Annotated in this window: 20 protein-coding genes and 1 pseudogene; 10 read left to right on the top strand and 11 right to left on the bottom strand. The window is 63.0% G+C overall.

Annotated features, from left to right (window positions below):
• Positions 1 to 26 precede the first annotated feature (26 nt).
• From rpmH to WA070_RS11925, 4 genes are all read right to left on the bottom strand, one after another.
• A complete protein-coding gene (rpmH, locus tag WA070_RS11940) occupies positions 27 to 161 on the bottom strand; it encodes a 50S ribosomal protein L34 (RefSeq protein ID WP_006959075.1) in 135 nt (44 codons plus the stop codon).
• Positions 162 to 397: 236 nt separating this feature from the next.
• Positions 398 to 1,165, bottom strand: coding sequence for a DsbA family protein (locus WA070_RS11935; protein ID WP_422634150.1), 768 nt, complete (start codon positions 1,163 to 1,165; stop codon positions 398 to 400).
• A 2-nt stretch (positions 1,166 to 1,167) separates the two neighbouring features.
• Complete coding sequence (locus WA070_RS11930; RefSeq protein ID WP_422634260.1) at positions 1,168 to 2,517, bottom strand: M48 family metalloprotease; 1,350 nt, start codon at positions 2,515 to 2,517, stop codon at positions 1,168 to 1,170.
• Positions 2,518 to 2,728: 211 nt separating this feature from the next.
• A complete protein-coding gene (locus WA070_RS11925; RefSeq protein WP_422634259.1) occupies positions 2,729 to 5,431 on the bottom strand; it encodes an Rne/Rng family ribonuclease in 2,703 nt (900 codons plus the stop codon).
• A 534-nt stretch (positions 5,432 to 5,965) separates the two neighbouring features.
• On the opposite strand from WA070_RS11925, the gene WA070_RS11920 reads away from it, so the two are divergent.
• The 4 genes from WA070_RS11920 (at position 5,966) to WA070_RS11905 (ending at position 11,891) form a co-directional block, all read left to right on the top strand.
• Positions 5,966 to 7,162: an N-acetylmuramoyl-L-alanine amidase family protein gene (locus tag WA070_RS11920; protein WP_422634149.1), complete on the top strand. Its 1,197-nt coding sequence runs from the start codon at positions 5,966 to 5,968 to the stop codon at positions 7,160 to 7,162.
• Between the two features lie 109 nt (positions 7,163 to 7,271).
• Entirely contained in the window at positions 7,272 to 9,806 is a 2,535-nt protein-coding gene (locus WA070_RS11915) for a penicillin-binding protein 1A (protein WP_422634148.1), read from the top strand.
• 235 nt (positions 9,807 to 10,041) lie between these two features.
• On the top strand, positions 10,042 to 11,169 hold the full coding sequence (prfB, locus tag WA070_RS11910; RefSeq protein WP_422634147.1) for a peptide chain release factor 2: 1,128 nt from the start codon (positions 10,042 to 10,044) through the stop codon (positions 11,167 to 11,169).
• Entirely contained in the window at positions 11,169 to 11,891 is a 723-nt protein-coding gene (locus WA070_RS11905) for a class I SAM-dependent methyltransferase (protein ID WP_422634146.1), read from the top strand. Before prfB ends, WA070_RS11905 begins: the two co-directional genes overlap by 1 nt.
• Positions 11,892 to 11,969: 78 nt before the next feature.
• Here the strand turns inward: WA070_RS11905 and WA070_RS11900 are convergent, their stop codons facing one another.
• The 3 genes from WA070_RS11900 to WA070_RS11890 form a co-directional block, all read right to left on the bottom strand.
• A complete protein-coding gene (locus WA070_RS11900) occupies positions 11,970 to 12,125 on the bottom strand; it encodes a hypothetical protein (protein ID WP_422634145.1) in 156 nt (51 codons plus the stop codon).
• An 18-nt stretch (positions 12,126 to 12,143) separates the two neighbouring features.
• Entirely contained in the window at positions 12,144 to 12,854 is a 711-nt protein-coding gene (locus tag WA070_RS11895; RefSeq protein ID WP_422634144.1) for a hypothetical protein, read from the bottom strand.
• Between the two features lie 72 nt (positions 12,855 to 12,926).
• Positions 12,927 to 14,144, bottom strand: a complete 1,218-nt coding sequence (locus WA070_RS11890; RefSeq protein ID WP_422634143.1) for a toxic anion resistance protein — start codon at positions 14,142 to 14,144, stop codon at positions 12,927 to 12,929.
• Positions 14,145 to 14,437: 293 nt separating this feature from the next.
• Here WA070_RS11890 and WA070_RS11885 point away from each other — a divergent pair, with 293 nt between their 5' ends.
• Together WA070_RS11885 and WA070_RS11880 are read left to right on the top strand one after the other, a co-directional pair.
• Entirely contained in the window at positions 14,438 to 14,773 is a 336-nt protein-coding gene (locus WA070_RS11885; protein WP_422634142.1) for a DUF485 domain-containing protein, read from the top strand.
• A complete protein-coding gene (locus tag WA070_RS11880) occupies positions 14,770 to 16,473 on the top strand; it encodes a cation acetate symporter (RefSeq protein WP_422634141.1) in 1,704 nt (567 codons plus the stop codon). Before WA070_RS11885 ends, WA070_RS11880 begins: the two co-directional genes overlap by 4 nt.
• Before the next feature lie 84 nt (positions 16,474 to 16,557).
• Here WA070_RS11880 and WA070_RS11875 read toward each other — a convergent pair whose 3' ends face one another.
• Positions 16,558 to 18,105, bottom strand: coding sequence for a S10 family peptidase (locus WA070_RS11875; RefSeq protein WP_422634140.1), 1,548 nt, complete (start codon positions 18,103 to 18,105; stop codon positions 16,558 to 16,560).
• Between the two features lie 177 nt (positions 18,106 to 18,282).
• Here WA070_RS11875 and typA point away from each other — a divergent pair, with 177 nt between their 5' ends.
• The 3 genes from typA (at position 18,283) to WA070_RS11860 (ending at position 21,890) form a co-directional block, all read left to right on the top strand.
• A complete protein-coding gene (gene typA / locus WA070_RS11870) occupies positions 18,283 to 20,115 on the top strand; it encodes a translational GTPase TypA (RefSeq protein ID WP_422634139.1) in 1,833 nt (610 codons plus the stop codon).
• A 78-nt stretch (positions 20,116 to 20,193) separates the two neighbouring features.
• Entirely contained in the window at positions 20,194 to 20,361 is a 168-nt protein-coding gene (locus WA070_RS11865; RefSeq protein WP_422634138.1) for a hypothetical protein, read from the top strand.
• A gap of 203 nt (positions 20,362 to 20,564) precedes the next feature.
• On the top strand, positions 20,565 to 21,890 hold the full coding sequence (locus tag WA070_RS11860) for a NupC/NupG family nucleoside CNT transporter (protein WP_422634137.1): 1,326 nt from the start codon (positions 20,565 to 20,567) through the stop codon (positions 21,888 to 21,890).
• Between the two features lie 165 nt (positions 21,891 to 22,055).
• On the opposite strand, the gene WA070_RS11855 is transcribed toward WA070_RS11860, so the two are convergent.
• Genes WA070_RS11855 through WA070_RS11845 form a run of 3 tightly spaced genes read right to left on the bottom strand, consistent with a single transcriptional unit; the run spans position 22,056 to position 23,907 of the window.
• Positions 22,056 to 22,622 carry an LptA/OstA family protein gene (locus WA070_RS11855; protein ID WP_422634136.1) on the bottom strand — a complete coding sequence of 189 codons (567 nt, stop codon included), beginning with the start codon at positions 22,620 to 22,622 and terminating at the stop codon, positions 22,056 to 22,058.
• The gene (lptC, locus tag WA070_RS11850; protein WP_422634135.1) at positions 22,622 to 23,269 is read right to left on the bottom strand and encodes an LPS export ABC transporter periplasmic protein LptC; all 648 of its coding nucleotides are present in this window, start codon (positions 23,267 to 23,269) and stop codon (positions 22,622 to 22,624) included. Before lptC ends, WA070_RS11855 begins: the two co-directional genes overlap by 1 nt.
• A 20-nt stretch (positions 23,270 to 23,289) precedes the next feature.
• Complete coding sequence (locus WA070_RS11845) at positions 23,290 to 23,907, bottom strand: ribonuclease D (RefSeq protein WP_422634134.1); 618 nt, start codon at positions 23,905 to 23,907, stop codon at positions 23,290 to 23,292.
• Positions 23,908 to 24,158: 251 nt separating this feature from the next.
• Here WA070_RS11845 and WA070_RS11840 point away from each other — a divergent pair.
• Positions 24,159 to 24,382: pseudogene (locus WA070_RS11840) on the top strand (cold-shock protein); the annotation flags it as partial.

The following is a 24,382-nucleotide window of genomic DNA, read 5'->3' as shown; positions in this document are numbered from 1 at the left end:
AGGCAGGGACGACGACGGCCCGTCGCTCAGGCGCTCAGGCTCTTGCGGCCGCGCGCGCGACGAGCGCGGATGATGTTGCGGCCGCCGGGGGTCGCCATGCGGGCGCGATAACCGTGACGGCGCTTCCGAACCAGATTGCTCGGCTGAAAAGTGCGCTTCATCGTTCATTCCTCAAAAAACAACTAGAGAATCGGGCGTGACAAAAAAGGGCCGCCAAAGCAGCGGCCACCCGTCAGGGGGCGTCCGATAGGCAAAAGGGGGTGGGAAGTCAATGGGTGGAGGCGTGCATATCATGTTGGGGATGCTTAGCCTGAGGGGAGAGGGGTTGGCCTATCGAGAGGGCAACACCCCTCCGTCTGGCCTTTGGCCAGCCACCTCCCCTTGCAAGGGAGGATGATTATTTGCCCCGCGCCGTCGCGACACCACTTTTGAGCGCGTCGAAGCCGACCGCGCCGTTGAGCACCTGATTGCCGATGACGAAAGTCGGAGTGCCACTGGCCTTAAGTTCCTGAGCGAGCGCGATGTTGGACTGGATTTCGGCGTCATATTTGGCCGATGCCATCGCGGCTTCCGCCTCGGATTTGGTAATACCGGCCTTGGCCGCTGCTGCCACGATCGTGTCGCGACTGACCTTGCCCGCGCCATAGAGGGCCTTGTGATAGGCCATATATTGGCTGCGTTCGGCCGCCAGCAGGGAGACCTTCGCCGCGTCGTTGCTGGCTTCCGACAGGATCGGCAGTTCGCGATAGACGATCCTGACCTTGGCATCCGATCCAACCAGTTTTGCAAGGTCGGGCAGCGAGGCGCGGCAATAGCCACAGGCATAGTCGAAAAATTCGACCACGGTGACGTCAGCATTGGCCGCGCCTTCCCATGCGCCGGCATAGGGTTTTTCCAGCGTTGCGCGGTTCGCTTCGATCGTGCTGGTCATGCGATTGGCCTGCAACTTCTCGATCGCCTGCGGGATGATCTCGGGATGCTCCAATATATAGTCATGCACGATCTTTTCGATCGCGGTGCGGTCGGCCGCATTGACGGGGGCGGGCGCCTGCATGGCGAGCGCGGTGCCCGCTGCGGCGGCGATAAAGGCGAATACGCCGATGGTCATCTGGATCATCCTGTTGGATAGAGCGGCGCGAAATTCGGGCCGGTGTGGGTCGGTCATGGCTATCGTTTCTTCCGCTTCTGCTCGATCGCGGCGCGCGATACCATGGCGATGTCCTGCGCGCGCAGATAATCGACCGTGCCGGGTTTCAAACCCTGCATCGCGGCATCGGCGCTGCGCAGCGCCATCGGATTTTCGCCCATCATCGCATAGCGTTCCGCCGTAGCCAGCGCGGCGCGCGGCGTATCGCCGCGCCGCTCATAGACGACGCCTAGCTGATACCAGGCGAAGGGGTTTTCCCGATCGCGCGCGACAGCCACGCGCAGCACCTGTTCGGCTTCAGCAAAATTCGCTTCGTCCTCCGTTGCGATCAGCGCGTGGGACAGCAGGACGGAAATGAGCGGCTGATTTGTAAGCCTTACCGCCTCGCGCAGAGGTGCGATCGCGTCTCTTGGGCGTCCGCTTTCGAGCAGGATTTGCCCCTTGAGCTCCAGGAAATAAGGATCGTGCGGTAAGGCGGTCAGCAGTGCATCGGCTTCGTTCAACGCCTTTAGCGGATAGGCGCTTTTGTGCCAGGCATAGGCGCGCGCATAATGGGCGGGGATGGTCTGGTCGGTCTCGGGATATTTGATCAGTGTCTGGTTAGGTTCGGACGCAAAGCCGAACAGCTTCGCCTTGATCCGCTCGAACCGTCCCTCCAGCGCCGGATCGACCGGCTTCTGCCAGGATGGATCGACGGTATAGACTTCGCGCAAAACATTGATGCGTTCGCCGGACAGGGGGTGGGTGCGCCCGTAACTATTGTCCTGCGGAATGGCGAGGCGATATTCCTGATTTTGCAGCTTCTTGAAAAATTCCAGACTGCCCCGGCCGCTGACGCCGGCTGCACTGAGGTAGCGCGCGCCCGCCAGATCGGCAGAGCTTTCCTGCGCGCGCGAAAAGGCGAGAAAATTGCTCATCGCCGCTTGCTGGCCCAGGCCCATGATGCCCAGGCCCGCTTCTGCGCCGCCTGCTGCGATCGCCGCCGCGCCCAGCACCAGAGAGAGCAGGCTAACGCTGGTGGCCGCCTTGATGCCCTCAGACGAGCGAATGATATGGCCGCCCTCAATATGGCCCAGTTCATGCGCGACGACGCCCTGTAGCTGGTTCACATTGTCGGCCTGCGCGATCAGGCCGCTATGCACCCACACATATTGGCCGCCAGCGACGAAGGCGTTGATTTCAGGGTCATTGATGACGAGTACCTGGACGTTGCGCGGCTCCATGCCCGCGGCCTTGACCAGCGGGCCTGACATATCGGCCATGAAGGCTTCGGTCTCTGCGTCGCGCAGGATCTGCTGCGCGTGGGCGGGCTGCGCCAGGCAGGCGATCGCCGCGATCAGGATCGCCAGATGCCGCGATCGCCGCATCATGGACGACGCCAGCGGGGCAGGGGGCTTGGACAGGGTCGGGACATTGACGCGGGGCGATGCCATGATCGCCCTGAACGGGATGTGAAGCCGACCAGAATAGAAAAAGCGCCGCCGCACGTCAGGATCAGACCCGTTGGGTCGAGCCGGACGAACGGCGGCGCTTTTGCATGTGTCAGGCTCCAACGGTCAACGACTGGCGGGCCTTTGGCGCTTACTGGCCAAAGGTCCGTTGCCACCAACCCCGGCGAGGCGCGCCGTTTTCGTCGGTGCCGCCATCCTGATCGCCATCGGCGGTTGCTGGTTCGACTGCCTGCGCAACCTCGACCGGCGCTTCGACGGCAACAGCTTCGGGCGCGGCTTCCGCTGCGACGTCGGCCTTCTTGCGGCGAGTACGCTTGGGCTTGGCAGGGGCTTCGTCGGCAACCGGTGCTTCGACGACAGCGGTTTCGGGTGCGGCTTCGGCTGCGACGTCGGCCTTTTTGCGACGGGTGCGCTTGGGCTTGGCCGGGGCTTCCTCCGCAGGCGTTTCCGGCGCGGCTTCCACAACGGCTTCGGGCGCTGTCTCGACCGCTTCCGTTGCGGGCGCTTCATCGACCTTGGGCTTGCGAGCGCGGGGGCGGCGACGGGTCTTGGGTGCGTCCTCGGCCGGGGTAGCTTCGACGAGTGCTTCGATTTCGAGCGCCTCGACCGCTTCGATCGGCTCGGCGTCTTCGGCCTGGCCGTCCTGCGTGCCAGCTTCCGATGCCGCGCCTTCGCTGCCTTCGCGACGACGACGTCCACCACGACGACCGCGACGACCGCGACGGCGATTGCCGCCTTCCTCGTCATTGTCGGCCCGTGCGGTTTCAACGGCGACGCTATCGCCCTCCTCGCCATCTTCCGCGATTGCAGGCTCGGCCTCGTCCTCTTCGCCATCGGCGTCAGTTTCAGCCGCGCCTTCTTCGCGCGTTTCATCACGTTGTCCGCCACGACGACGACGACGACGACGACGGCGGCGATTGCCATCGCGATCCTCACCGTCGCGCTCGCCACGCTCTTCGCGTTCGGCGGAAGCGGCTTCCTCTTCCGCTTCGGCGGCGATGTCGTCTTCTTCGTCTTCGTCCTCGATCACGTCGAATTCGTCATCTTCATCGACCATCGGCGCATAGGTGACGACGCGTTCGGGGCGGGGGCCGCTGGCCTCCACCGACATGCGTGCGCCCTCGACTTCGCCATCGGGCAGCACGACGATCGTCACGCCATAGCGCTGTTCGATCTCGTCCAGTCCCTGACGCTTGTTGTTGAGGACGTAGAAAGCCGCTTCCTGGCTGGCGCGCAGGGTGATGCAATCGCCGCGACCACGGGCCGCTTCTTCCTCCAGCATGCGCAGGGCGGACAGGCCTGCCGACGAAGCGGTACGGACAAGGCCGGTGCCTTCGCAATGCGGACATTGGCGGGTGGAGGCTTCGAGTACGCCGGTGCGCAGCCGCTGACGGCTCATTTCCATCAGGCCAAAGCCCGAAATCCGGCCGACCTGGATGCGCGCGCGGTCGTCTTTCAGCGCTTCCTTCATCGCCTTCTCGACCTTGCGAATGTTGGAGTTCACCTCCATGTCGATGAAGTCGATGACGACGAGGCCAGCCATATCGCGCAGGCGCAGTTGGCGCGCGATTTCGCGGGCTGCTTCCAGATTGGTGGCGACGGCGGTCTGTTCGATGCCATGTTCGCGTGTCGAACGACCCGAGTTGATGTCGATCGACACCAGCGCCTCAGTCGGATTGATGACCAGATAGCCACCGGATTTCAGCTGCACGACCGGATTGTACATCGCGGCGAGCTGGTCCTCGACACCGGCGCGCTGGAACAGCGACACCGGATCGGCATAACCCTTCACGCGGCGCGCATGGGTCGGCATGAGCAGGCGCATGAAGTCCTTGGCGGCCTTATAGCCATGCTCGCCCTCGACGATGACTTCTTCGATATCCTTATTGTAGATATCGCGGATTGCCCGCTTGATGAGGTCGCTGTCATTGTGGATCAGCGCGGGCGCGGCGGATTTCATCGTTCCTTCGCGAATTTCGTCCCACAGACGGGCGAGATAATCGAAGTCGCGCTTGATCTCGACCTTTGTGCGTTGCAGCCCGGCGGTGCGCACGATGCAGCCCATCGACGATGGCAGCGCCATGTCGGAAATGATCGACTTCAAACGCTTGCGATCGGCAGCGTTGCTGATCTTGCGTGAAATGCCGCCACCATGGCTGGTGTTGGGCATCAGTACGCAATAACGCCCGGCCAGCGACAGATAGGTGGTCAGCGCAGCGCCCTTGTTGCCGCGCTCCTCCTTGACGACCTGCACCAGCAGCACCTGACGGCGCTTGATGACGTCCTGGATCTTGTAACGGCGACGCAGCGCCATGCGCTTGCGGCGTAGCTCGTCGGCAGCCTCGTCGCCGCCGCGACCACGGCCCCGCCCGCGACCATTGCCGCGAACGCCGCTGCCTTCCGCTTCGCCGCCCTCGGCGACGTCGTGACCGCTCGCACCTTCTTCACCCTCTCCATCGTCATGATGATGGGTTGCCTCGACGGTTTCGACGATGCCTTCGCCGTCTTCATCATCGTCATCGTCGAAATCGGCGCGCAGGGCGGCCTCTTCCTCGGCATGCGCGCGTTCTTCGCGCAGCAATGCTTCGCGGTCTTCGCGCGGAATCTGATAATAGTCGGGGTGGATTTCGCTGAAAGCGAGGAAGCCGTGGCGGTTGCCGCCGTAATCGACGAACGCTGCCTGCAACGAGGGTTCGACCCGCGTTACCTTGGCCAGATAGATATTGCCCTTGAGCTGCTTGTGCTCAGCGGACTCGAAATCGAATTCCTCGATCCGGTTACCCTTGACGACCGCGACACGGGTTTCTTCCCGGTGGCGCGCGTCGATCAGCATACGCATTGTCATTTATATGTCTCCGGCGATGGCGGCCAGCGGCGCTGGGCCGGGCTGCTACGCGATAGTGAAAGGACGGCCGCGTACGCGCCGATAAAGGCGCGGATTGCGGGGTCGTCCGGGTTTGAAGGAAATGTTGCGCGTCTGCTGCGTCGGCAGGGCCGGACAAATCGCCGGGCCGGACCATCCACGCCGCATCGCCCGTTACCGGGGCAAGCGTGGAATGGAAATCATGCCTCATGCAGCGTCAACCTGTTCATGGCATCCGTCCGCGCGAATGGCGCGCGCCGATGCCCCTCTTTGTACCCCGCCAGGCGCCCATGGAGCGGGCATATCTTGCGGGAATGTGAATGGTTAGCAGTCAAAGACCCACGGGGCAACGGCTGCAGGAAATATAATGCGGCGGTATGGACGCCCCATCCCGCTTGTCCGGGAACTTGGTGAAGATTGGATTAACCCTCTCGCTACACCGGACGACAAGGGGGAATTGCTTAATCGGTCATTCAGCGTGGGGACGCCTGACGGATTAAGCATATGAGATTGCGCTGGACGGTCGCCACCGGTGCGTTGCACAAGCGGTCGATGCTACATGGCCTGACCCTGATGACCGCGTTGCTTACCGGCACGTCGGGCGGCGCAGGCGGCCTGTCGGGCGTGGAATTGCGCGACAATAGCCTCGTCGTGCGTTTTGACGATCGGGCTGGGTCGAGTGTCGGTAAGGCGCAGGTCGGTCGGGGAGGTCCGGTTGAGGGTTTGAAGCAACCGCCCAGGGGCGGGGCGTCGCGCCTGGTGCTTGATCTATCCACGCCGGGCGATCCCGAAAAGGCATCAGATGGCCGATCGCGAAACTTCGTAACGCGCAACGCTGGCGACAATAGTGTGGGCAAGGGGCGCATCCGCTTCGACGCCCCCGCCGATATGGCCGCGCGGCCGCGCCAGCGGCTCCATTCGATTACCGTGGCCATCCCGGCGGCATCGCGCGGCCTGTCGCTGCCGCAGATTGAAGGCGTGCGCGATGGCGCACGGCCGCTGATCGTCATCGACGCCGGGCATGGCGGCCATGATCCCGGCGCGATCAACAAGGATAATGGCAAGCGGGAAAAGGATGTGACGCTGGCGATCGCGCAGGCGATCCGCGATCAACTGGTGAAATCCGGCCGCGTGCGCGTGGCGTTGACGCGTGATGACGACAAGTTTCTGGTTCTCCAGGAACGCTATGGCATCGCGCGTAAGCTGGGTGCCGACCTATTCATTTCGATCCACGCCGATGCGGCGGAAAATGCGCAGGCGCATGGAGCGACCGTCTACACCCTATCCGAAACCGCGTCCGACCGGGAAGCGTCCCGGCTGGCGGCGCGGGAGAATAAGGCCGACATCATCAACGGCGTCAATCTGGGCGAGCAGTCGGGCGATGTGTCCTCGATCCTGATCGACCTGACCCAGCGCGAATCAATGAACATATCGGCGAACTTTGCCCGTTTGCTTCAGCGCGAAGCAGCGCCCTTTGTTCCTTTCCGCAGCGCGGCTCATCGCTTTGCGTCTCTAATGGTGCTCAAAGCGCCCGATACGCCGTCCGTCCTGTTCGAGACTGGCTATATTTCCAATGTGGACGACGCTGCGTTTCTGTCTTCCCGTGAGGGACAGCAGAAGATCGCGCGTGGTGTGGCCCGCGCGGTCGAAGTGCATTTCGCGCGAAAGCTGGCGATGCGGGGTGACACGGCGGGTGGGTAAATTATAAAAATCCCTCTCCTGGAAAGGGGAGGATTTTCAGATGTGTTGCAGCACCCTCTCTACGATCGCTCTGGCATTGTGCCGATTTTGACCCTAGAGCCTCTGCGTCATGGAAGAGGCCAGTTCCAATCCGCCCGCATCGTCCTTCGCCTATCGCCTGCGCCGCGACGCCGGAGGGGCTCTGGGGCGCTTGCGCCCCTTATGGGGCCGCCGCCTTTTTCGCTGGGCCGCGATCCTCTTAAGCGGATTCCTGCTTTTCTGCCTCGCCTTCTGGCTGATCTTCGCACGCGGCCTGCCTGATGCGGCGACGCTGCTGGAATATGAGCCGCCGCTGCCCACTATCGTGCGCGACATCAATGGCCAGCCCGTACACAGCTATGCCCGCGAACGCCGGGTGCAGCTGCAATATAGCGATTATCCCACGCTATTGATCCGCGCGTATCTGGCGGCGGAGGACAAGACATTCTTTGATCATCATGGCGTCGATTTCCCCGGCTTTGCAGGCGCGGTCGTGGACTATGCCAGCAAACTGGGGTCGGGGCAGCGCGCGCGCGGCGGTTCTACCATCACGCAGCAGGTGGCCAAAAACCTGCTCATCGGCGACGAATATTCGCCCACGCGCAAGGTGAAGGAAATGATCCTGGCCTGGCGCATGGAAAATGTGCTGAGCAAGCAGCAGATCCTCGAACTCTATCTCAACCAGATATTCCTGGGCCGGAATGCTTATGGGGTGCAGGCAGCGGCGCGCGCCTATTTCGACAAGGATGTCGCAGATCTTAAGCTGCACGAAATGGCCTATCTGTCGATCCTGCCCAAGGGACCGGCCAACTATCGCCCGGAAAGTCCGACCGGCCTTGCGCGCGCGATCGACCGTCGTAATTGGGCCTTGGGCGAAATGCTCAAGAACGGCTGGATCACGTCCGCTCAGCGCGCCGCTGCCGTGGCGCTGCCGCTTGGCACCGTTGCCGCCCACGGATCGAATTTCGACGCCCGCGCCGGTGGCTATTATATGGAAGAAGTGCGCCGTCGCCTGATCGGCCTGTTCGGCGAAAAGGCCAGCGATGGTCCGAACAGCGTCTATGCAGGCGGACTGTGGGTGCGCAGCCCCTATGATCCGATAGTGCAGGACAGCACGCAAAACGCCTTGCGCGCAGGTCTGTTGCGGTTCGACGCCGGCCGTGGCTGGTCCGGTCCGGTCGGTCATATCAAGGCAGGCGATGGCTGGGAACGCGAACTGGCTGCCAGCTATATCTCCGTCGATTATGCTGACTGGCGCGTTGCCGTCGTCATCAGCCGCACGTCGTCCGAGGCGCAGATCGGCTTTTCCGATGGCACTACCGGCACACTGCCAGCCAGCGCCGCGCAGACGCCCTATCGCAAGACCGGCGGTCCTGCCTTTTCCGCGATGACGCCGGGCGACCTCATCATCGTCACGCGCAACGGGGACGGCTGGGCTTTGCGCAGCATCCCGTCGGTGTCGGGTGGCATGGTGGTGGAGGAAGTCCATTCGGGGCGCATCCGCGCAATGCAGGGCGGATTCGATTCGCGCCTGTCCTCCTACAACCGCGCGACGCAGGCGCTGCGGCAGCCCGGCTCGACCATCAAGCCCTTCGTTTATGCCGCCGCGCTCGACAATGGCATGACGCCTGCCTCGATCATCGTGGATGGTCCCTTGTGCGTCTATCAGACCGCAAGTCTGGGCCAGAAATGCTTCCGCAACTTCTCCGGCGGTAGCGCGGGGCCGCAGACGATGCGCTGGGGCGTAGAGCAATCGCGCAACCTGATGACGGTGCGCGCCGCTAGCCAGACCGGCATGGAACGCGTCGTGCGGACGATCAAGGCGCTGGGGATTGGCGATTATCAGCCTTATCTCTCCTTCGCGCTGGGTGCGGGTGAAACGACCGTCGAGCGCATGGTCAATGCCTATGCGACGCTCGCCAATCAGGGGCGGCAATTCCCGTCGAAGGTCATGGACTATGTGCAGGACCGGCGCGGCAAGGTGATCTGGCCCGAACGCTGGCGGCCCTGCGACGGATGCAACATGGCCAATTGGGACGGCAAGCCCATGCCCCGCTTCGGCATGGAGGGGAAGCAGGTCATGAACCCGATGACCGCCTATCAGGTGGTCCACATCACCGAAGGCGTCATTCAGCGCGGCACTGCCACGGTGCTGGCCGACCTCAAGCGCCCGCTGTTCGGCAAGACCGGCACGACCAACGGCCCGACCAACGTCTGGTTCGTAGGTGGTTCGCCCGATCTGGTCGCTGGCGTGTATCTTGGCTATGACCAGCCGCGCAGTCTGGGCGGCTGGGCGCAGGGCGGGCGCATCGCCGCGCCGATCTGGAAGGCCGCGATGGCGCCGATTTTGGAAACGATGCCCAAGACGCCCTTCGTCGCGCCAGCGGGTATCCGCATGGTGCCGATCGATCGCCGGTCGGGCAAGCGCGTCTATGGCGCATGGCCCACCAGCGAGCCAAAAGCGGCCGTCATCTGGGAAGCGTTCAAGCCCGAATCCGAACCCCGGCGCACCATCCGCAAGGATGAAGCGGAAGCGCAGGCCAAGGTCGCAGCGGCACGAGCCAGCGCGCGCGGGCGGGCGCGCAGCGACGCGGACTTCATTCAGGATCAGGGCGGCATCTATTGAGGGCGTGACATGTCCCATCCTCCCCCTTGTGGGAGAGGTGGCTGGTCGCAGGCGGACCGAGGGGTGCCACCCCCTCATGATAGGGGAACGCCCGTCCACCATTTGCTGCGCAAACGGTCCCCCCCTCCCACATGGGGAAGGAATGATTCTTTGCAAAATCTTCTGTCTCCGATAGGGGCAGTGCCTTGATGCGTTCCTGCCTGATCGGGAACAGCCGAATGTCTGGAGACACCTCATGCGCGCCGAAGCGCTGCAATATATCGATCGTATCGACGCCGCGCTGGCGCTGCTCCGCCAGTCACTCGACTGGGACCGCGCGCTGCGCCGGCTGGACGAGCTGAACGCCCGCGTCGAGGATCCTACCCTGTGGGACAATGCCAAGCTGGCGCAGGAGGTCATGCGGGAACGCACGCGGCTGGACAGCGCCATTGGCGCGACCCGCGCCATCGCCACCGAAAAGTCGGACACGGCCGAACTCATCGAGATGGCCGAGGTCGAGGGTGACGAGGATATGGTGAACGAGGCCGTTGCGTCATTGAAGGCGCTGGCCGATCGGGCCGACGTGGACAAGATCAAGGCGTTGTTGTCGGGTGAGGCCGATGCCAGCGACACCTATCTGGAAATCCATGCGGGCGCTGGCGGGACCGAAAGCCAGGACTGGGCCGAAATCCTCAGCCGCATGTATCGCCGCTGGGCCGAACGGCGCGGATATAAGGTGGAACTGGTCGATTATCAGGCGGGGGATCAGGCGGGCATCAAGTCCGCCACTTTCCTGATCAAGGGCGAGAACGCCTATGGCTATGCCAAGACCGAAAGCGGCGTCCACCGGCTGGTCCGCATCAGCCCCTATGACAGTGCGGCGCGGCGGCACACCAGCTTTTCGTCCGTCTGGGTCTATCCGGTGATCGACGACGACATCGACATCGAGGTCAAGGAATCCGACCTCAAGATCGACACCTATCGCGCGTCGGGCGCGGGCGGTCAGCACGTCAACACGACCGACTCCGCCGTCCGCATCACCCACGTTCCGTCCGGCATCATCGTCGCGTCGCAGAATGACCGGTCGCAGCACAAGAACCGCGCCACCGCGATGAACATGCTCAAGGCCCGTCTGTACGAAGCGGAACTGGCCAAGCGCGAAGCGGTGACGGCGGGCGAATATGCGGCCAAGACCGAAATCGGCTGGGGCCATCAGATCCGATCCTACGTCCTGCAACCCTATCAGCTGGTGAAGGATTTGCGCACCGGCGTCACTTCCACCGCGCCCGATGATGTGCTCGATGGTGCGCTCGACCCGTTCATGGCGGCGGCGCTCAGCCAGAAGGTGACGGGCGAGGCGGTCGACGTGGAGGATGTGGACTGATGATCCGGGTGGCTTTGGCGGGTGCGCTCGTCCTGCTGGCCGCCTGCGATCAACTGGGCGGCGGCAACCAGACGCAGCGTTCCGCTGCGGCCAGACCATTTCCGCAAGCCGACCGTCCCGTCGCGCCGATCGTGTCGACCCGCTGGTCGAGCGAAGAGGCGCGCGATCGGGTCAATGAGGCCGAAGACATTATGGACCGGGCAGGCATCCGTCCGGGCATGACGGTGGCGGACATCGGCGCGGGGGAGGGCTATTATACCGTTCGCCTCGCCAAGCGTGTCGGCGCGGAAGGGCGCGTGCTGGGCGAAGACATCACGCCCGAAGTGATTGAGGCGCTGTCGCACCGGATCACGCGGGAAAAGATGGACAATGTCAGCGTGAAGCTGGGCGCCCCGGAAGATCCCCGCCTGCCGCCCAATAGCTTCGATCGCATATTGATGGTCCATATGTATCATGAGATCGCGGAGCCATATGCGTTTCTCTGGCATCTCAGCCCGGCGTTGAAGAAGGATGGCGAGTTGATCGTGGTCGATGCAGATCGCCCGACCGACCAGCATGGCACGCCGCCTCGCCTGTTGATGTGCGAAATGGCGGCAATGGGATTTCGGATGCAGGAATTGGTCCCCAAGCCGACGGCCGGGGGGTATCTGGTGCGGTTTCGGCGGATCACGGCGCGGCCTGATCCGGCCAGTATTGTGCCATGTGCGATGAAAGCGGAGTAAGGGAGCGACGCTTTTGGCCCTCCGTCAGGGCTGCGCCCTGCGACCTCCCCATCGCTGCGCGACAGGGAGGACCTTAGGTTATTCCTTGCGTCGCCATCGGCGGAACATCGACACACCCAGCACCCCGCCGCCGATGACCGCTGCGATGGCGCCGCCGGCGCTGGCGAGCGCCCAGGCGCCAGCCGCCAGCAGGCCGGTCAGGAAATCGACGATGATGAGGGTGAGATGGATCATGCAGAAGGAGAGACGGACCTATTGGCCCAGTTCCTTCGCCTCCTGATATTTGAGTTCGAGAAAACGGTTCTGCGTCGCCAGCTTGTCCAGGTCGCCGCTGGCCAGACTCTCGCTCATTCGGGCGATTTCCGCGTCGATTACGGATAGTCCATCGACCAGTTGGCGCTCAGGGATGCGGCCATTGCGTTCTTCGCGTCGCATGGGTTCGGGGATGGATTGGTATCCGGTCACCAGTTCGGGCAGATGGTCCGACAGCAGGCGGCGGACTTCCTGCGCGGCGGGGTCTTGCGGGTTGAGGCGTTCGAGTTGTGGTCCGAGCGTTTCCAGACGGACGCCGATGCTGTCGACCAGCGTGATGGCGGGGGCAGGCAAAGCCTTGCGCTGGTTTTCCAGCCAGATTTCGGTCTGGAGCGGCAGGGCGGTGAGTTCGGTGGAGGCGAGCGCTTCGGTTCTGACGCGGGTTTCGGTGGGGATCAGGGCGATGAGCAGCAGGGCGGCGATCATGATGCCCAGTGCGATCATGACGCCGGTGGTGCCGAGCGGCAGGATGAAGCCTGCCACGGCGCTGCCTAATATGACAGCCAGTATCGCCCAGAAAGCATATTTGACCTTGCGCAGCACACCGGCATTGCGGCGCTGACGGGCGCGGGTGGAGAGGCTTTTTCCGCGATCGCTGTGGCGGCGCAGGACGGCTTCGGCGTCGGCTAGGGTGCGATCAGATCGGCTCATCTGGCGACCCCAATTCCCTGAATGAGGACCACACATTTTGCGCATTTGTGGAAAAGAGGGAGGGGGTCATCCTTAGCCCTCGATCGCGCTCAATAATGGATTATCCACCCGCGCTTCCTGTGCTGCCTGCGCCTGTCCCTGGGCGCGGGCGATATAGCCCTTGGACTTTTCAACTTCGTTCGACAGCGTGCCGACCGTGGTTTTCATGCTCTCCAGCGCCTTCATCTTGAACGCGTCGATATTGTCCATCGTGTCGTAGATATTCTGGAAGGCGCGTTGCAGCGTTTCGATCGGGATCGTGCTGGACGCGGCCTGTTCGTGGATCTGCGCAGTCTGGCTCTTGAGCAGTTCGCCGGTCCGGTCGATCATGTTGGCGGTCGTGGTGTTGAGCGCGCTGATCTGTTCGAGCACCAGCCGCTGCCCGGCCAGCGCCTGCGCCACCGTCACTGCCGTGCGGAGCGCCGCGACGGTGGTCGTGCTGGCGCGGTCCACGCCCTTGACCAGTTCGACATTATTCTTCTTGACCAGATCGAGCGCCAGATAGCCCTGCACCGTGACGGCCAGTTGCGTCAGCAGATCCTGCGTGCGCTGGCGGATGTAGAAGAGGGCGCTTTCGCGGATCGCCTTGGCCTTGGCCGGGTCGGACGAATCCAGTTCCAGCGCCTTGGCTTCCAGCCGGGCGTCCATGGTCTTGCTGATATGGACCATCTGTTCCAGCTTGCCCATGGTGGCCCACATATTCTGCCGTTCGACATCGATGGCGGCATTGTCCTTTATGAGGACATCCTTGCCGCTGGCGAGCGACCCCAGGATCGAATTGATATGGCCCTGCGCGCTTTTATAGCCGTCGAAATAGTCGCGCATCTTGTTGCCGAAGGGGATGATGCCGAACAGCTTCCTGGGTGCCATCAGGTTGCCGCGCTTGCCCGGATCGAGATCCTCCACCGTGCGGCGCAGTTCGGCGAGGTCCGCGCCGACCTTCGTATCGCTGTCCATCGCGCGGACGGGGCGGTCGAGGAAGCGGTTGGAGTGGCCCGCCGCCTCCGCGATTTCCTTGCGGCCCATATTGGTGAGTTGATCGACGCGCTGGCCAAATTCAGGGCTGTTGGCGTCCTGCGCCACCAGATCGTCAACGAAGGCATCGACCTTTTCGTCCAGCTTGCTGCGTTTTTCATCGTCGATCGGCACCAAACCCGCCGCCCTGTCAGGCGCGACAACCGGCACCGGGTCGGGCGGCGTCAGGTTGAAAGGGTTGGCGGTAGCCGTGTCGGTGGGCGCGGTCGAAGCCATGTCATCTCCGGAAAAAGCCTGTGTCGGGCGTCACTGTTATATGTCGATAGAACAGTGGCCCTGCAAGTGCGTGCGTCGTTATACGGTGTCCCGCCGCGCTATTGCAATCATCTCCCTTGGCCCCAAAGCATGATGCCTCTAGGCTGATCCGTCCGTTTCGAGCGAGGCCGAGACGCCGTAGCGCTATGCTGGCGTTTCTCGACTTCGCTCGAAACGAACGGATGGGGGTGTGCCGAATGGGAGTCATCGCGCTCTGGCATAGCCGCCGATGGCGAAAATAAGGGGACGGGTGGATGGCGAACGGCGATGATGATCCGGTGATCCGCGCGGTTGCGGCCGATCCGCGTTATATCGCGCTGGTGGCGCGGCGGATGCGGCTGGGCTGGTGGCTGACGGCGGCGATCGTCGGGGCGTTCGTGGGCTATCTGCTGCTGATCGCGTTCGACAAGACATTGCTGGGGATGCCGATCGGCGATGGCGTGACCTCGCTGGGTATCCCGATTGGGCTGGGCCTGATCCTCTTCGCCATTGCGCTGACCGGCGCTTATGTCTTTCACGCCAACCGGCATCATGATGCGCAGATGGCCGCGATTTTGCGGGACCATGGTGTGAAGGCGAAAGGCGCATGAGGACGATGCGCGGCCTGCTGGCCATCGCCGCCCTGTCGTTTCCGGGCTGTGCTTTCGCCGCTGCGCTGGAGGGGCAGGCGGAGCAGCAGCCGATCAACTGGGTCGCTATCGCCATGTTCGTTGCCTTTGTCGGCATGACTTTGTGGATCACGAAGGCAGCGGCGGCGCGGACTCGCACGGCGTCGGATTTCTATACGGCGGGCGGGGGCATTACCGGGTTCCAGAATGGGCTGGCGATGGCGGGCGATTATATGTCGGCGGCGTCGTTTCTGGGCATTTCGGCGCAGATTTTCAACGATGGCTATGACGGGCTGATCTACTCCACCGGCTTTCTGGTCGGCTGGCCGATCCTGTTGTTCCTGATGGCCGAACGGTTGCGCAATCTGGGGCGCTTCACCTTTGCCGATGTCGCCTCCTATCGTTTTGCGCAGCCGGCAGTGCGCAGTTTTGCGGCGGTATCGACCCTGCTGGTCGTATCCTTCTACCTGATCGCGCAAATGGTCGGGGCGGGGCAGCTTATCAAATTGCTGTTCGGCCTGCCCTACGCCGTCGCCGTGGTGATCGTGGGCGGGCTGATGATGCTCTACGTCCTGTTCGGCGGCATGCGCGCGACGACATGGGTGCAGATCATCAAGGCGGTGCTGCTGTTGGGCGGGGCCAGTTTCATGGCGGTCATGGTGCTGGCGCAGACCGGCTTTTCACTGGAAGCGTTGTTCGCGCGCGCGGTGGAGGTCAAGACGCAGGCGGCGCTGGCGGGTGGCGCGGATGCGACCGATGCGGCGGCGCAGGGCCGGTCGATCATGGCGCCGGGCAATTTCATCAAAGACCCGGTGTCGGCGATTTCGTTCGGGCTGGCGCTGATGCTCGGCACGGCGGGGCTGCCGCATATCCTCATGCGCTTCTTCACCGTTCCCGATGCCAAGGAAGCACGCAAGTCGGTGCTGTGGGCGACCGGTTGGATCGGCTATTTCTATATCCTGACGTTCATCATTGGCTTTGGCGCGATCGTGCTGGTGGGGACCGACGCCAGCTATCTGGATGCGAAGGGGGTTTTGCGCGGGGGCGGCAACATGGCCGCGATCCATCTGGCCCATGCGATCGGCGGCAACGCCTTTCTGGGGTTCATTTCCGCCGTCGCCTTCGCCACCATATTGGCGGTGGTCGCGGGGCTGACACTTTCGGCGGCATCAGCGGTCAGCCATGATCTCTATGCTACCGTCATCAAGAAGGGCGAGGCGGATTCGGCCAGCGAATTGCGGGTATCGCGCCTGACCACGCTGGCGCTGGGTGCGCTGGCGGTGCTGCTGGGGCTGGTCTTTGAAAAGCAGAATGTGGCGTTCATGGTGTCGCTCGCCTTTGCGCTGGCGGCGTCGGGCAATTTCCCGGTGTTGATCCTGTCGTTGCTGTGGAGTGGTTGCACGACGAAGGGCGCGGCATGGGGCGGGGGGATCGGTTTGCTGACCGCATTTGTGCTGACGCTGCTGTCGCCAGCGGTGTGGACCAGCACATTCGGCTTTGGCGTCGCGCCCTTCCCCTATAGTTCGGCGGCGATCTTCTCGGTCCCGGCTGGCTTCATCGCGATCTGGCTGATTTCGCGGCTGGATCGCTCACCGCGCGCGGCGGTCGATAAGGCGGGTTATCCGGCGCAGCGGGTGCGGGCGGAAACGGGGATTGGGGCTTTTGCGGCGAGTGACCATTGAGCGTTTGTGACCATCTCCCAACCTTGATGCTGGATGCCAGGTTGGGAGATGGGTTCCCGCCTTCGCGGGGATGACGGACGGGGTTTAGCGCGCGCCCTCCGCATAATAGCGTTCCATGTCGAGGCGCATCTGGTGCAGCGCCACCGGGTTCAGATAGACCATGTGCCCGGCGGGATAATAATGGAATTGCAGGTTCTGGCGCAGCGCCGGTTCCAGCATCATGTGCTTGAGATCGCGCTCGGTGGAGAAGAAGGGCGTCGCCATGTCATAATAGCCGTTGAGCGACAGGACGCGCAGATGCGGGTTGGTCCGCATCGCGGCGCTGAGGTCTGCGGTCACGTCGGCGACATTCTGCTTCCCGCCCGATGGGGCTTCATGGGTCCAGTCCCATTTGAAATCGCCGCCTTCGCGTGCGCTGAGGCGGTAGGACAGGTCGGTTTCATAGCCCATCTGGCGCGTGACCTGATCCAGGAAGCTACCGACATAGAGGCCGGTGATGCCGGTGCTGGATGCGTCATAGTCTGGCGTTTCGCCCGCTGCGTCATCGTCGATGCCCTTGTAGCGGCTGTCGAAGCGGCCCACCGTTTCACGGCTGTCGCGCAGGATTTCCTTGCGGAAGCGCGACAGGCTGACGCGCAGGTTCGCGCGCTTGATATAATCGACCGACAGTCCGGTGAAACGGCTCATCTGGGTGGCGATGGAGTCCATTTCCTGCGGGCTGATGTCCTGTCCTTTGAGCAGCGCGGTGGCGTAGGGTCCGTTGGCGAAAATGCGCGCTTCCTCGACAAATTCCTCCAAGGTGGCGGGGCGGTTGGGCACGCGGTTATGATACCAGGCGGTCGCCGCATAGCTGGGGATATAGCCGATATGGATGGTGTCGAAGCCCGACTGGCGCACGCCATAGTTCATGATGGAAGACAGAAGGACGACGCCGTTGAGCGCCAGTCCGCGGTCCTCCAACTGATAGGCGAGTGCGCCTGACCGGGTGGTGCCATAGCTTTCGCCGAAGATATATTTGGGCGATGCCCAGCGGCCGAACTTGGTCGTGTAGCGCATGATCGCCTTGGCAAAGGCGTCGACATCCTGATCCACGCCGTAGAAATCGGCGGGCTTGGCATCGCCCAAGGGCCGCGAATAGCCCGCGCCGATCGCGTCGAGGAACACCATGTCGGTGCTGCCGATCAGGCTGTCGGGATTAGGGCCGACATCGAAGGGGGCGGGCCTGACCGCTTGTGGATCGCCGGTGCGGGCATGTTCGGGCGCGAAGCTGCCCATGCGCAGCCACAGCGATGAGGAACCGGGGCCGCCATTATAGAAGAAGGTGAGCGGGCGGTTCTTACCCGCTGCGGTATAGGCGGTGTAGAACATGCTGGCGACGGGCTTGCCTTTTTCATCGCGGATGGTCAGCGTGCCGGCGCTCTGGGTGTAGGCGATCGCCCGGCCATCGACGCGGGCGGTGCCTTTGCCGCTTTTCACGACTTCCTCGACCGGGGCGCTGGCCCAGTTGGCCGCGACATCCTCAGCCACTTTTTCGGCATGGGACCTGGCCGCGTCGGGCGCGTCTTTCTGCGCCAGCGCAGGGGCGGACAGGGCAAGGAGCGCAGTGAAGGTGAGAAGGGCGGGCAGCCGCATGGGTATTTCCTTTATTCGAACCTGTTTTACGCCCATAAAGCAGTCGGGCGACCGATCAAGCGTCCGATCAGGGGCGCGCCGCCCTTGCCGCATCGCGTCATTTCCTGTAGGGGCGCGCCCGAAGCCTCTGCGCGGCCTTAGTGTCTGCCAGGGGAAACCATATCCCGAAGGCAAAATATGTCCCTGCGTAATATCGCGATCATCGCGCACGTCGATCACGGCAAGACCACCCTTGTCGATCAGCTTTTCCGCCAGTCCGGCACGTTCCGCGACAACCAGCGCGTCGAAGAGCGCGCGATGGACAGCAACGACCTGGAAAAGGAACGGGGCATCACCATCCTGGCGAAGCCCACCTCGGTCGAATGGACCCCCGAAGGTGGCGAGCCCGTGCGCATCAACATCGTCGATACGCCCGGACACGCCGATTTCGGCGGTGAAGTCGAACGCATCCTGTCGATGGTCGATGGTGTCGTCCTGCTGGTCGATTCGTCCGAAGGCGCGATGCCGCAGACGAAGTTCGTGACCGGCAAGGCGCTGGCGCTGGGCCTGAAGCCCATCGTCGTCGTCAACAAGGTCGATCGCCCCGACGAGCGTATCCAGGAAGTGCTGGACGAAGTGTTCGACCTGTTCGTGTCGCTCGACGCGACCGACGAGCAGCTCGACTTCCCCGTTCTCTATGCGTCGGGCCGTAACGGCTACGCCAATGAAGATCCCACGCTGCGGTCGGGCACGCTGATCCCGCTGTTCCAGAAGATCGTCGATCATGTGCCTGCACCCGCCGTGGAAGTCGATGGCGTGCCCTTCACCTTCCTGGTGACGTTGCTTGACCGCGACAATTTTCTCGGCCGCATCCTGACTGGCCGCGTGACCAGCGGTTCGGTGAAGGTGAATCAGGCGATCCACGCGCTCGACATGGACGGCAAGGTGATCGAAACCGGCCGTGCGTCGAAGATCATGGCCTTCCACGGCCTCGATCGCGTGCCAGTGGATGAAGCCAAGGCGGGCGACATCATTTCGCTGGCCGGTCTGGCCGTCGCGACCGTGGCCAACACCATCTGCGACACGTCGGTCACCGTGCCGATTCAGGCGCAGCCGATTGATCCGCCAACGCTGTCGATGCGCTTTGCCGTGAACGATTCGCCGATGGCGGGCCGCGAAGGCACCAAGGTGACGAGCCGCATGATCCGCGACCGTCTGGCGCGCGAAGCCGAATCCAACGTCGCCGTCAAAGTGACCGAGAGCGCCGACAAGGACAGCTTCGAAGTGGCAGGGCGCGGCGAATTGCAGCTGGGCGTGCTCATCGAAACGATGCGCCGCGAAGGGTTCGAACTGTCGATCAGCCGCCCGCGCGTGCTGTTTGGTGAAGACGAAAATGGCAAGACCGAGCCATATGAAGTCGTCATGATCGACGTCGATGATGAATTTTCCGGCACGGTCGTGGAAAAGATGAACCTGCGCAAAGCGGAAATGACCGACATGCGTCCTTCGGGCGGTGGCAAGACGCGCATCACCTTCTCCGCCCCCTCGCGCGGCCTGATCGGCTATCATGGTGAGTTCCTGTCCGACACGCGCGGCACGGGCATCATGAACCGGCTGTTCGAGAAGTACGGTCCGCATAAGGGCAAAATCGAAGGCCGCAAGAATGGCGTCCTGATCTCCAACGGCGCGGGCGAAGCCAACGCTTACGCGCTGGGACCGCTGGAAGAGCGCGGCATCCTGATGGTCGGCGTGGGCGAAGCGCTGTATGAAGGCATGATTATCGGCGAAAATGCCAAGCCCGACGATCTGGAAGTGAACCCGATGAAGTCGAAGGCGCTGACCAACTTCCGCGCCAGCGGCAAGGATGACGCCGTTCGCCTGACCCCGCCATGGAAGCTGACGCTGGAACAGGCCATCGCCTATATCGACGACGATGAACTGGTCGAAGTCACGCCCAAGACCATTCGTCTGCGCAAGCGGTATCTGGACCCGAACGAGCGCAAGCGCATGAGCCGTTCCAAGGCTGCCTGATTCTAAGGTAGCACGATAATCAAAGGGCCGGTGTCGCGAGGCGCCGGCCCTTTTCCGTTTTAGACGTAGGAGCCAATCATGGCCGATCTGTATTTCAAGGCGCTGAACGCCGAACGCCGCGCCCTGTGGGCCGAATGTCGCCTGAAAGGGCTGGCGAAGGATACGCCGCAACGGTTGCGCATTGTCGAGATCGATGCGCTGCTGGCGGCGCATAAGGCCAAGCAGGCGGGCAAGGGCGAGGGCTAGGGTCGATCCGTTCGCTTCGAGCGTGTCGAGAAGCGGATAGCGCTGCGTTTGGTTTCTCGACAAGCTCGAAACGAACGGAGGTGGGGAGTTAGCTCAACGCCATCACACTTTTAGCCCGGCCACGCTCGCCCACGAACCTGCTGGCCATGATCGCGACCCGTCCATATAGTCGCGCGATAAGTCCCTTTCCGCGAAAGCGTTTCATGCACCTGCTCATCGGCCTTGCCGGCATATTATTGATCCTTGCCATCGCCTTCGCCCTGTCGTCTGATCGCCGCGCCATCAAGCCGCGCGTGGTCGGCGCGGCATTCATATTGCAGGCGGGGATCGCGTTGCTGGTGCTATACGTCCCGGCGGGGCGTTCGATCATCGCGGGCATGTCGCGCGGCGTGGCGAATCTGCTGGGTTATGCGCAGGCGGGGACGGACTTTATCTTCGGCCCGCTGGCCCGGCCGGAAATTGGCGGGGCGAGCTTTGCCATCGCGGCATTGCCGGTCATCATCTTCTTCGCCAGCCTCGTGTCGATCCTTTATTATCTGGGGATCATGCAGTTCATCGTCCGCTGGGTCGGTGGCGCGATCGAGGCAGTGACGGGCGTGTCGAAGGTCGAAAGCCTGTGCGCGGCAGCCAATATCTTCGTGGGGCAGAGCGAAAGTCCGCTCGTCATTCGCCCCTATCTGGCGGGCCTGACGCCCGCGCAACTCTTCACCGTGATGACCAGCGGCATGGCGGGCGTGGCTGGCACCATATTGGCTGCCTACGCCTCCATGGGTATCCGCATCGATTATCTGCTGGCGGCCAGCTTCATGGCTGCGCCGGGCGGATTGCTGATGGCCAAGATCATGATGCCTGACCCACGCGTGCCGGTGCAGGGTGAACTGGCGTTGGGCGATAATCCCGACCTGACCCTGCCCGAAACACGGATCAGCGGCGTTGGCCCTGCCGCGCTGTTGCCCGAAGGCACGCCGGGCGAACCGATGCCAGTCGCGACGCATGACGAGGAACGGCCCGCCAACCTCATCATGGCGGCAGCGCAAGGCGCACAGACCGGCGTCAAGCTGGCGGTGGCGGTGGGTGCGATGGTGCTGGCGTTCGTGGCGCTGGTGGCGTTGGCCAATGGCATATTGGGCGGGATCGGCGCGTGGTTCGGCCTCACCAACCTGAGCTTTCAGATGCTGCTGGGCTATGTGTTTTCGCCGGTCATGTATCTGCTGAACATCCCGTGGACGGAGGCGCAGGTGGCGGGCGGCCTGTTCGGGACGAAGGTCGTGCTGAACGAGTTCGTGGCCTATATCAATCTGGGGCAGGTGCAGGGCAGTCTGTCGTCCACGACGATTGCCATCGTGACCTTTGCCCTGTGCGGTTTTGCCAATTTCAGTTCGATCGCGATCCAGATGGCCGTTACCGGCAATCTGGCGCCCAACCAGCGGCCCATGATCGCGCGGCTGGGGTTGAAGGCGCTGGTCGCGGGGAGCCTGGCTAACCTGATGAGTGCGGCGCTGGCGGGGTTGATGTTGAGTTTGCGGTAGGGGGCTGGGGCAGCTTGATGCTTAATGCTTTACCCGCCTCCGTTCGTTTCGAGCGAAGTCGAGAAACCAAGGCCCAGCGCTATACACTTCTCGACTTCGCTCGAAGCGAACGGAGGTGGTGGGTAGTCAGGCCCTGGTTTCATTCGCAATAACGGGTGCTAAACTCTAATTGTTGGTCCGCTGCGGCACGATGAAGGTGCCTGACACGCGTCCGCCCGTACCCGTTGCTGCGCCCGGTACGCCGCCAGAGGAGCGGCCATCGACGGTCGAGCGGCCGCTGTTGAGGTCCATCACCAGCCGTCCGCCGTTCAGCCTGTTGGCGCCCTGCGTCAGCGATACGTTGCCCAGCATGGTAATCAGCTTGCTGTTGAGGTCGTAGATGGCGACATCGCCCCGCGCTGTCTGGTCCTGCTTGGTCACGACGACACTGCCCGACGCGTCGATCCGGTCGATCTCCACGCCGCTGGGACCGGTACTGGTCTGGCCATTGGGCTGCTTGCGATAGGCGACCGTCATGCGCGCGGCGTTGAGCGTCATGCCCGCCTGCGTCACCACGACATTGCCGGACACGACGACACGGTCGGCGCGGTCCTGCACCTCGATCCGGTCGGCGTTGAAATTGACGGGTGCGTTGCTGTCATGGTTGCGCATCACCTGCGCGCCAGCGCCGAAGACCATCATACCGGCCGCGCCTGCGGAGCCGATCGCGAACAGGATAAGAGAGGCTTTCATCAGTTCCGCCCTTTGAGGCCATTTTGTTCGATGCGCAAGTTCGCCCGGCCATTGAGCGTTACCGTGCGCGTAGCCAGGTCAGCCTCCAGATGGTCGCCACTGAACGTGCCGATGGGAATCCGCCCATCCACGCGCCCGGCGCTGCGCATCCTGCGGGTTTTGAGGTCGATGCCGACGTCGCGCGTGGTCAGCCGGTATCCGCCTGCTGCCTCGAACTGGACCGGACCTTCGATACCCATGCGTTCCGATTCCATGTCGTAGCGCCCTTTTTCCGCATTGAGGACGGCGGGACCGTCGGTCAGCAGGATGCGGGCGGACATGCTGTTGAGATCGACGATCGGTTCGCGCGAGCTTTTCTGCACCGCGGACCCGGCGCGCAGGGAAAAGGGCTGCCCCTTGCTGTCCTGCCCGCGATAGAGGGCTTCGGTGACGCGCATCCGTTCGGTGGCGACGTCCACCTTCTTTTTATCCAGAACGAAGCTGACTTTATCGCCGCCAGTGAAGGGCGCGGTGAAGAGGAGCGCACTGAACACGCCGACCGCGACCGGCAGCCAGTTTTTCAGGCGCAGGACCAGCCGGTCGTGGCTGCCGCCGGGGCGCGCCCAATGGCGGCGCACATTGCGTTGCTGATCGGCCTGAACGGACATGGGCGGACTTTCCGTTTCGCTTACATATGCGCGAAGATGTCGATTTCCGGCCATCCGGCCAGGTCGAGCGCGGCGCGGTGCGGCAGGAAATCGAAACAGGCCTGCGCCAGTTCCATGCGGCCTTCGCGGATCAGCCGCTTGTCCAGTTCGGCGCGCAGCGCATGGAGGAAGCGCACGTCCGACGCGGCATAATCCTTTTGCGCGTCGGACAGGGTCGGGTTGCCCCAGTCGCTGCTCTGCTGCTGCTTGCTGATGTCCTGACCCAGCAGTTCGCGGACCAGTTCTTTCAGGCCATGACGGTCGGTATAGGTGCGGATGAGGCGCGAGGCGATCTTGGTGCAATAGACGGGGGCTGCGACCACGCCCAGATAATGCTGGATCGCGGCAATATCGAAACGCCCGAAATGATAGAGTTTCAGCCGTTCCGGGTCCGCCAGCACGGCGCGCAGGTTGGGCGCGGCATAATCGCTGTCGGGCATGAACCGCACCAGATGCTCGTCGCCCTTGCCATCGCTCAGCTGGACGACGCACAACCGGTCGCGTGGGGTGATCAGCCCCATGGTTTCGGTATCGACGGCGATCGGGCCGGGGGCAAGCACGCCTGCGGGCAGATCTTCTTCATGGAAATGGACGGTCATATGCATCCCCTATGCGCAAAGCGGGCGTCCCGCAATCGGCGCTTTGGTGTGCGTGACAGGGGGAGCGTGGACGCACCCGCTGGCTGTCGTTCCAACCTCATTTGAAATAGCGGCGAAAATCATTCGCTCTGCCCCGAAAATTTGATATAGTGATTCCCAAACCCGCCTTTGCGGTGGATTGCGCATGTCATTCGCCCGACATGTTTTGTCCGATTTTGGTCTTGGGGCGAAGCGAAAGTGACTAACAGGGCATGAGTTTTGACAGAGGTCGCCGCGGCGGGCGCGGCAAGGACAAGCGCGACGGTTTCGGCGACGACAATTTTTATGACCAGGGCGGCGGTCGCGGTGGCGGCGGCGGTTTTGCTGGCGGCGGTGGTGGCTTCGGCGGTGATCGCTTCGGCGGCGGCGGCGGCTTTGGTGGTGATCGCGGCGGCTTCGGCGGCGGTGGTGGCGGCGACCGTGGTGGCTTCGGTGG

Source organism: Sphingobium sp. (assembly GCF_049304695.1).
GTDB lineage: Bacteria > Pseudomonadota > Alphaproteobacteria > Sphingomonadales > Sphingomonadaceae > Sphingobium.
The sequence above is the reverse complement of the archived record's forward strand: the minus strand, read 5'-3'. Positions and strand labels throughout refer to the sequence as shown.

Bases quoted from the DNA above. Each gene is read 5' to 3' on its own strand.
- rpmH (WP_006959075.1), bottom strand. From the start codon at position 161: ATGAAGCGCACTTTTCAGCCGAGCAATCTGGTTCGGAAGCGCCGTCAC.
- WA070_RS11935 (WP_422634150.1), bottom strand. From the start codon at position 1,165: ATGACCGACCCACACCGGCCCGAATTTCGCGCCGCTCTATCCAACAGG.
- WA070_RS11930 (WP_422634260.1), bottom strand. From the start codon at position 2,517: ATGATGCGGCGATCGCGGCATCTGGCGATCCTGATCGCGGCGATCGCC.
- WA070_RS11925 (WP_422634259.1), bottom strand. From the start codon at position 5,431: ATGCTGATCGACGCGCGCCACCGGGAAGAAACCCGTGTCGCGGTCGTC.
- WA070_RS11920 (WP_422634149.1), top strand. From the start codon at position 5,966: ATGAGATTGCGCTGGACGGTCGCCACCGGTGCGTTGCACAAGCGGTCG.
- WA070_RS11915 (WP_422634148.1), top strand. From the start codon at position 7,272: ATGGAAGAGGCCAGTTCCAATCCGCCCGCATCGTCCTTCGCCTATCGC.
- prfB (WP_422634147.1), top strand. From the start codon at position 10,042: ATGCGCGCCGAAGCGCTGCAATATATCGATCGTATCGACGCCGCGCTG.
- WA070_RS11905 (WP_422634146.1), top strand. From the start codon at position 11,169: ATGATCCGGGTGGCTTTGGCGGGTGCGCTCGTCCTGCTGGCCGCCTGC.
- WA070_RS11900 (WP_422634145.1), bottom strand. From the start codon at position 12,125: ATGATCCATCTCACCCTCATCATCGTCGATTTCCTGACCGGCCTGCTG.
- WA070_RS11895 (WP_422634144.1), bottom strand. From the start codon at position 12,854: ATGAGCCGATCTGATCGCACCCTAGCCGACGCCGAAGCCGTCCTGCGC.
- WA070_RS11890 (WP_422634143.1), bottom strand. From the start codon at position 14,144: ATGGCTTCGACCGCGCCCACCGACACGGCTACCGCCAACCCTTTCAAC.
- WA070_RS11885 (WP_422634142.1), top strand. From the start codon at position 14,438: ATGGCGAACGGCGATGATGATCCGGTGATCCGCGCGGTTGCGGCCGAT.
- WA070_RS11880 (WP_422634141.1), top strand. From the start codon at position 14,770: ATGAGGACGATGCGCGGCCTGCTGGCCATCGCCGCCCTGTCGTTTCCG.
- WA070_RS11875 (WP_422634140.1), bottom strand. From the start codon at position 18,105: ATGCGGCTGCCCGCCCTTCTCACCTTCACTGCGCTCCTTGCCCTGTCC.
- typA (WP_422634139.1), top strand. From the start codon at position 18,283: ATGTCCCTGCGTAATATCGCGATCATCGCGCACGTCGATCACGGCAAG.
- WA070_RS11865 (WP_422634138.1), top strand. From the start codon at position 20,194: ATGGCCGATCTGTATTTCAAGGCGCTGAACGCCGAACGCCGCGCCCTG.
- WA070_RS11860 (WP_422634137.1), top strand. From the start codon at position 20,565: ATGCACCTGCTCATCGGCCTTGCCGGCATATTATTGATCCTTGCCATC.
- WA070_RS11855 (WP_422634136.1), bottom strand. From the start codon at position 22,622: ATGAAAGCCTCTCTTATCCTGTTCGCGATCGGCTCCGCAGGCGCGGCC.
- lptC (WP_422634135.1), bottom strand. From the start codon at position 23,269: ATGTCCGTTCAGGCCGATCAGCAACGCAATGTGCGCCGCCATTGGGCG.
- WA070_RS11845 (WP_422634134.1), bottom strand. From the start codon at position 23,907: ATGACCGTCCATTTCCATGAAGAAGATCTGCCCGCAGGCGTGCTTGCC.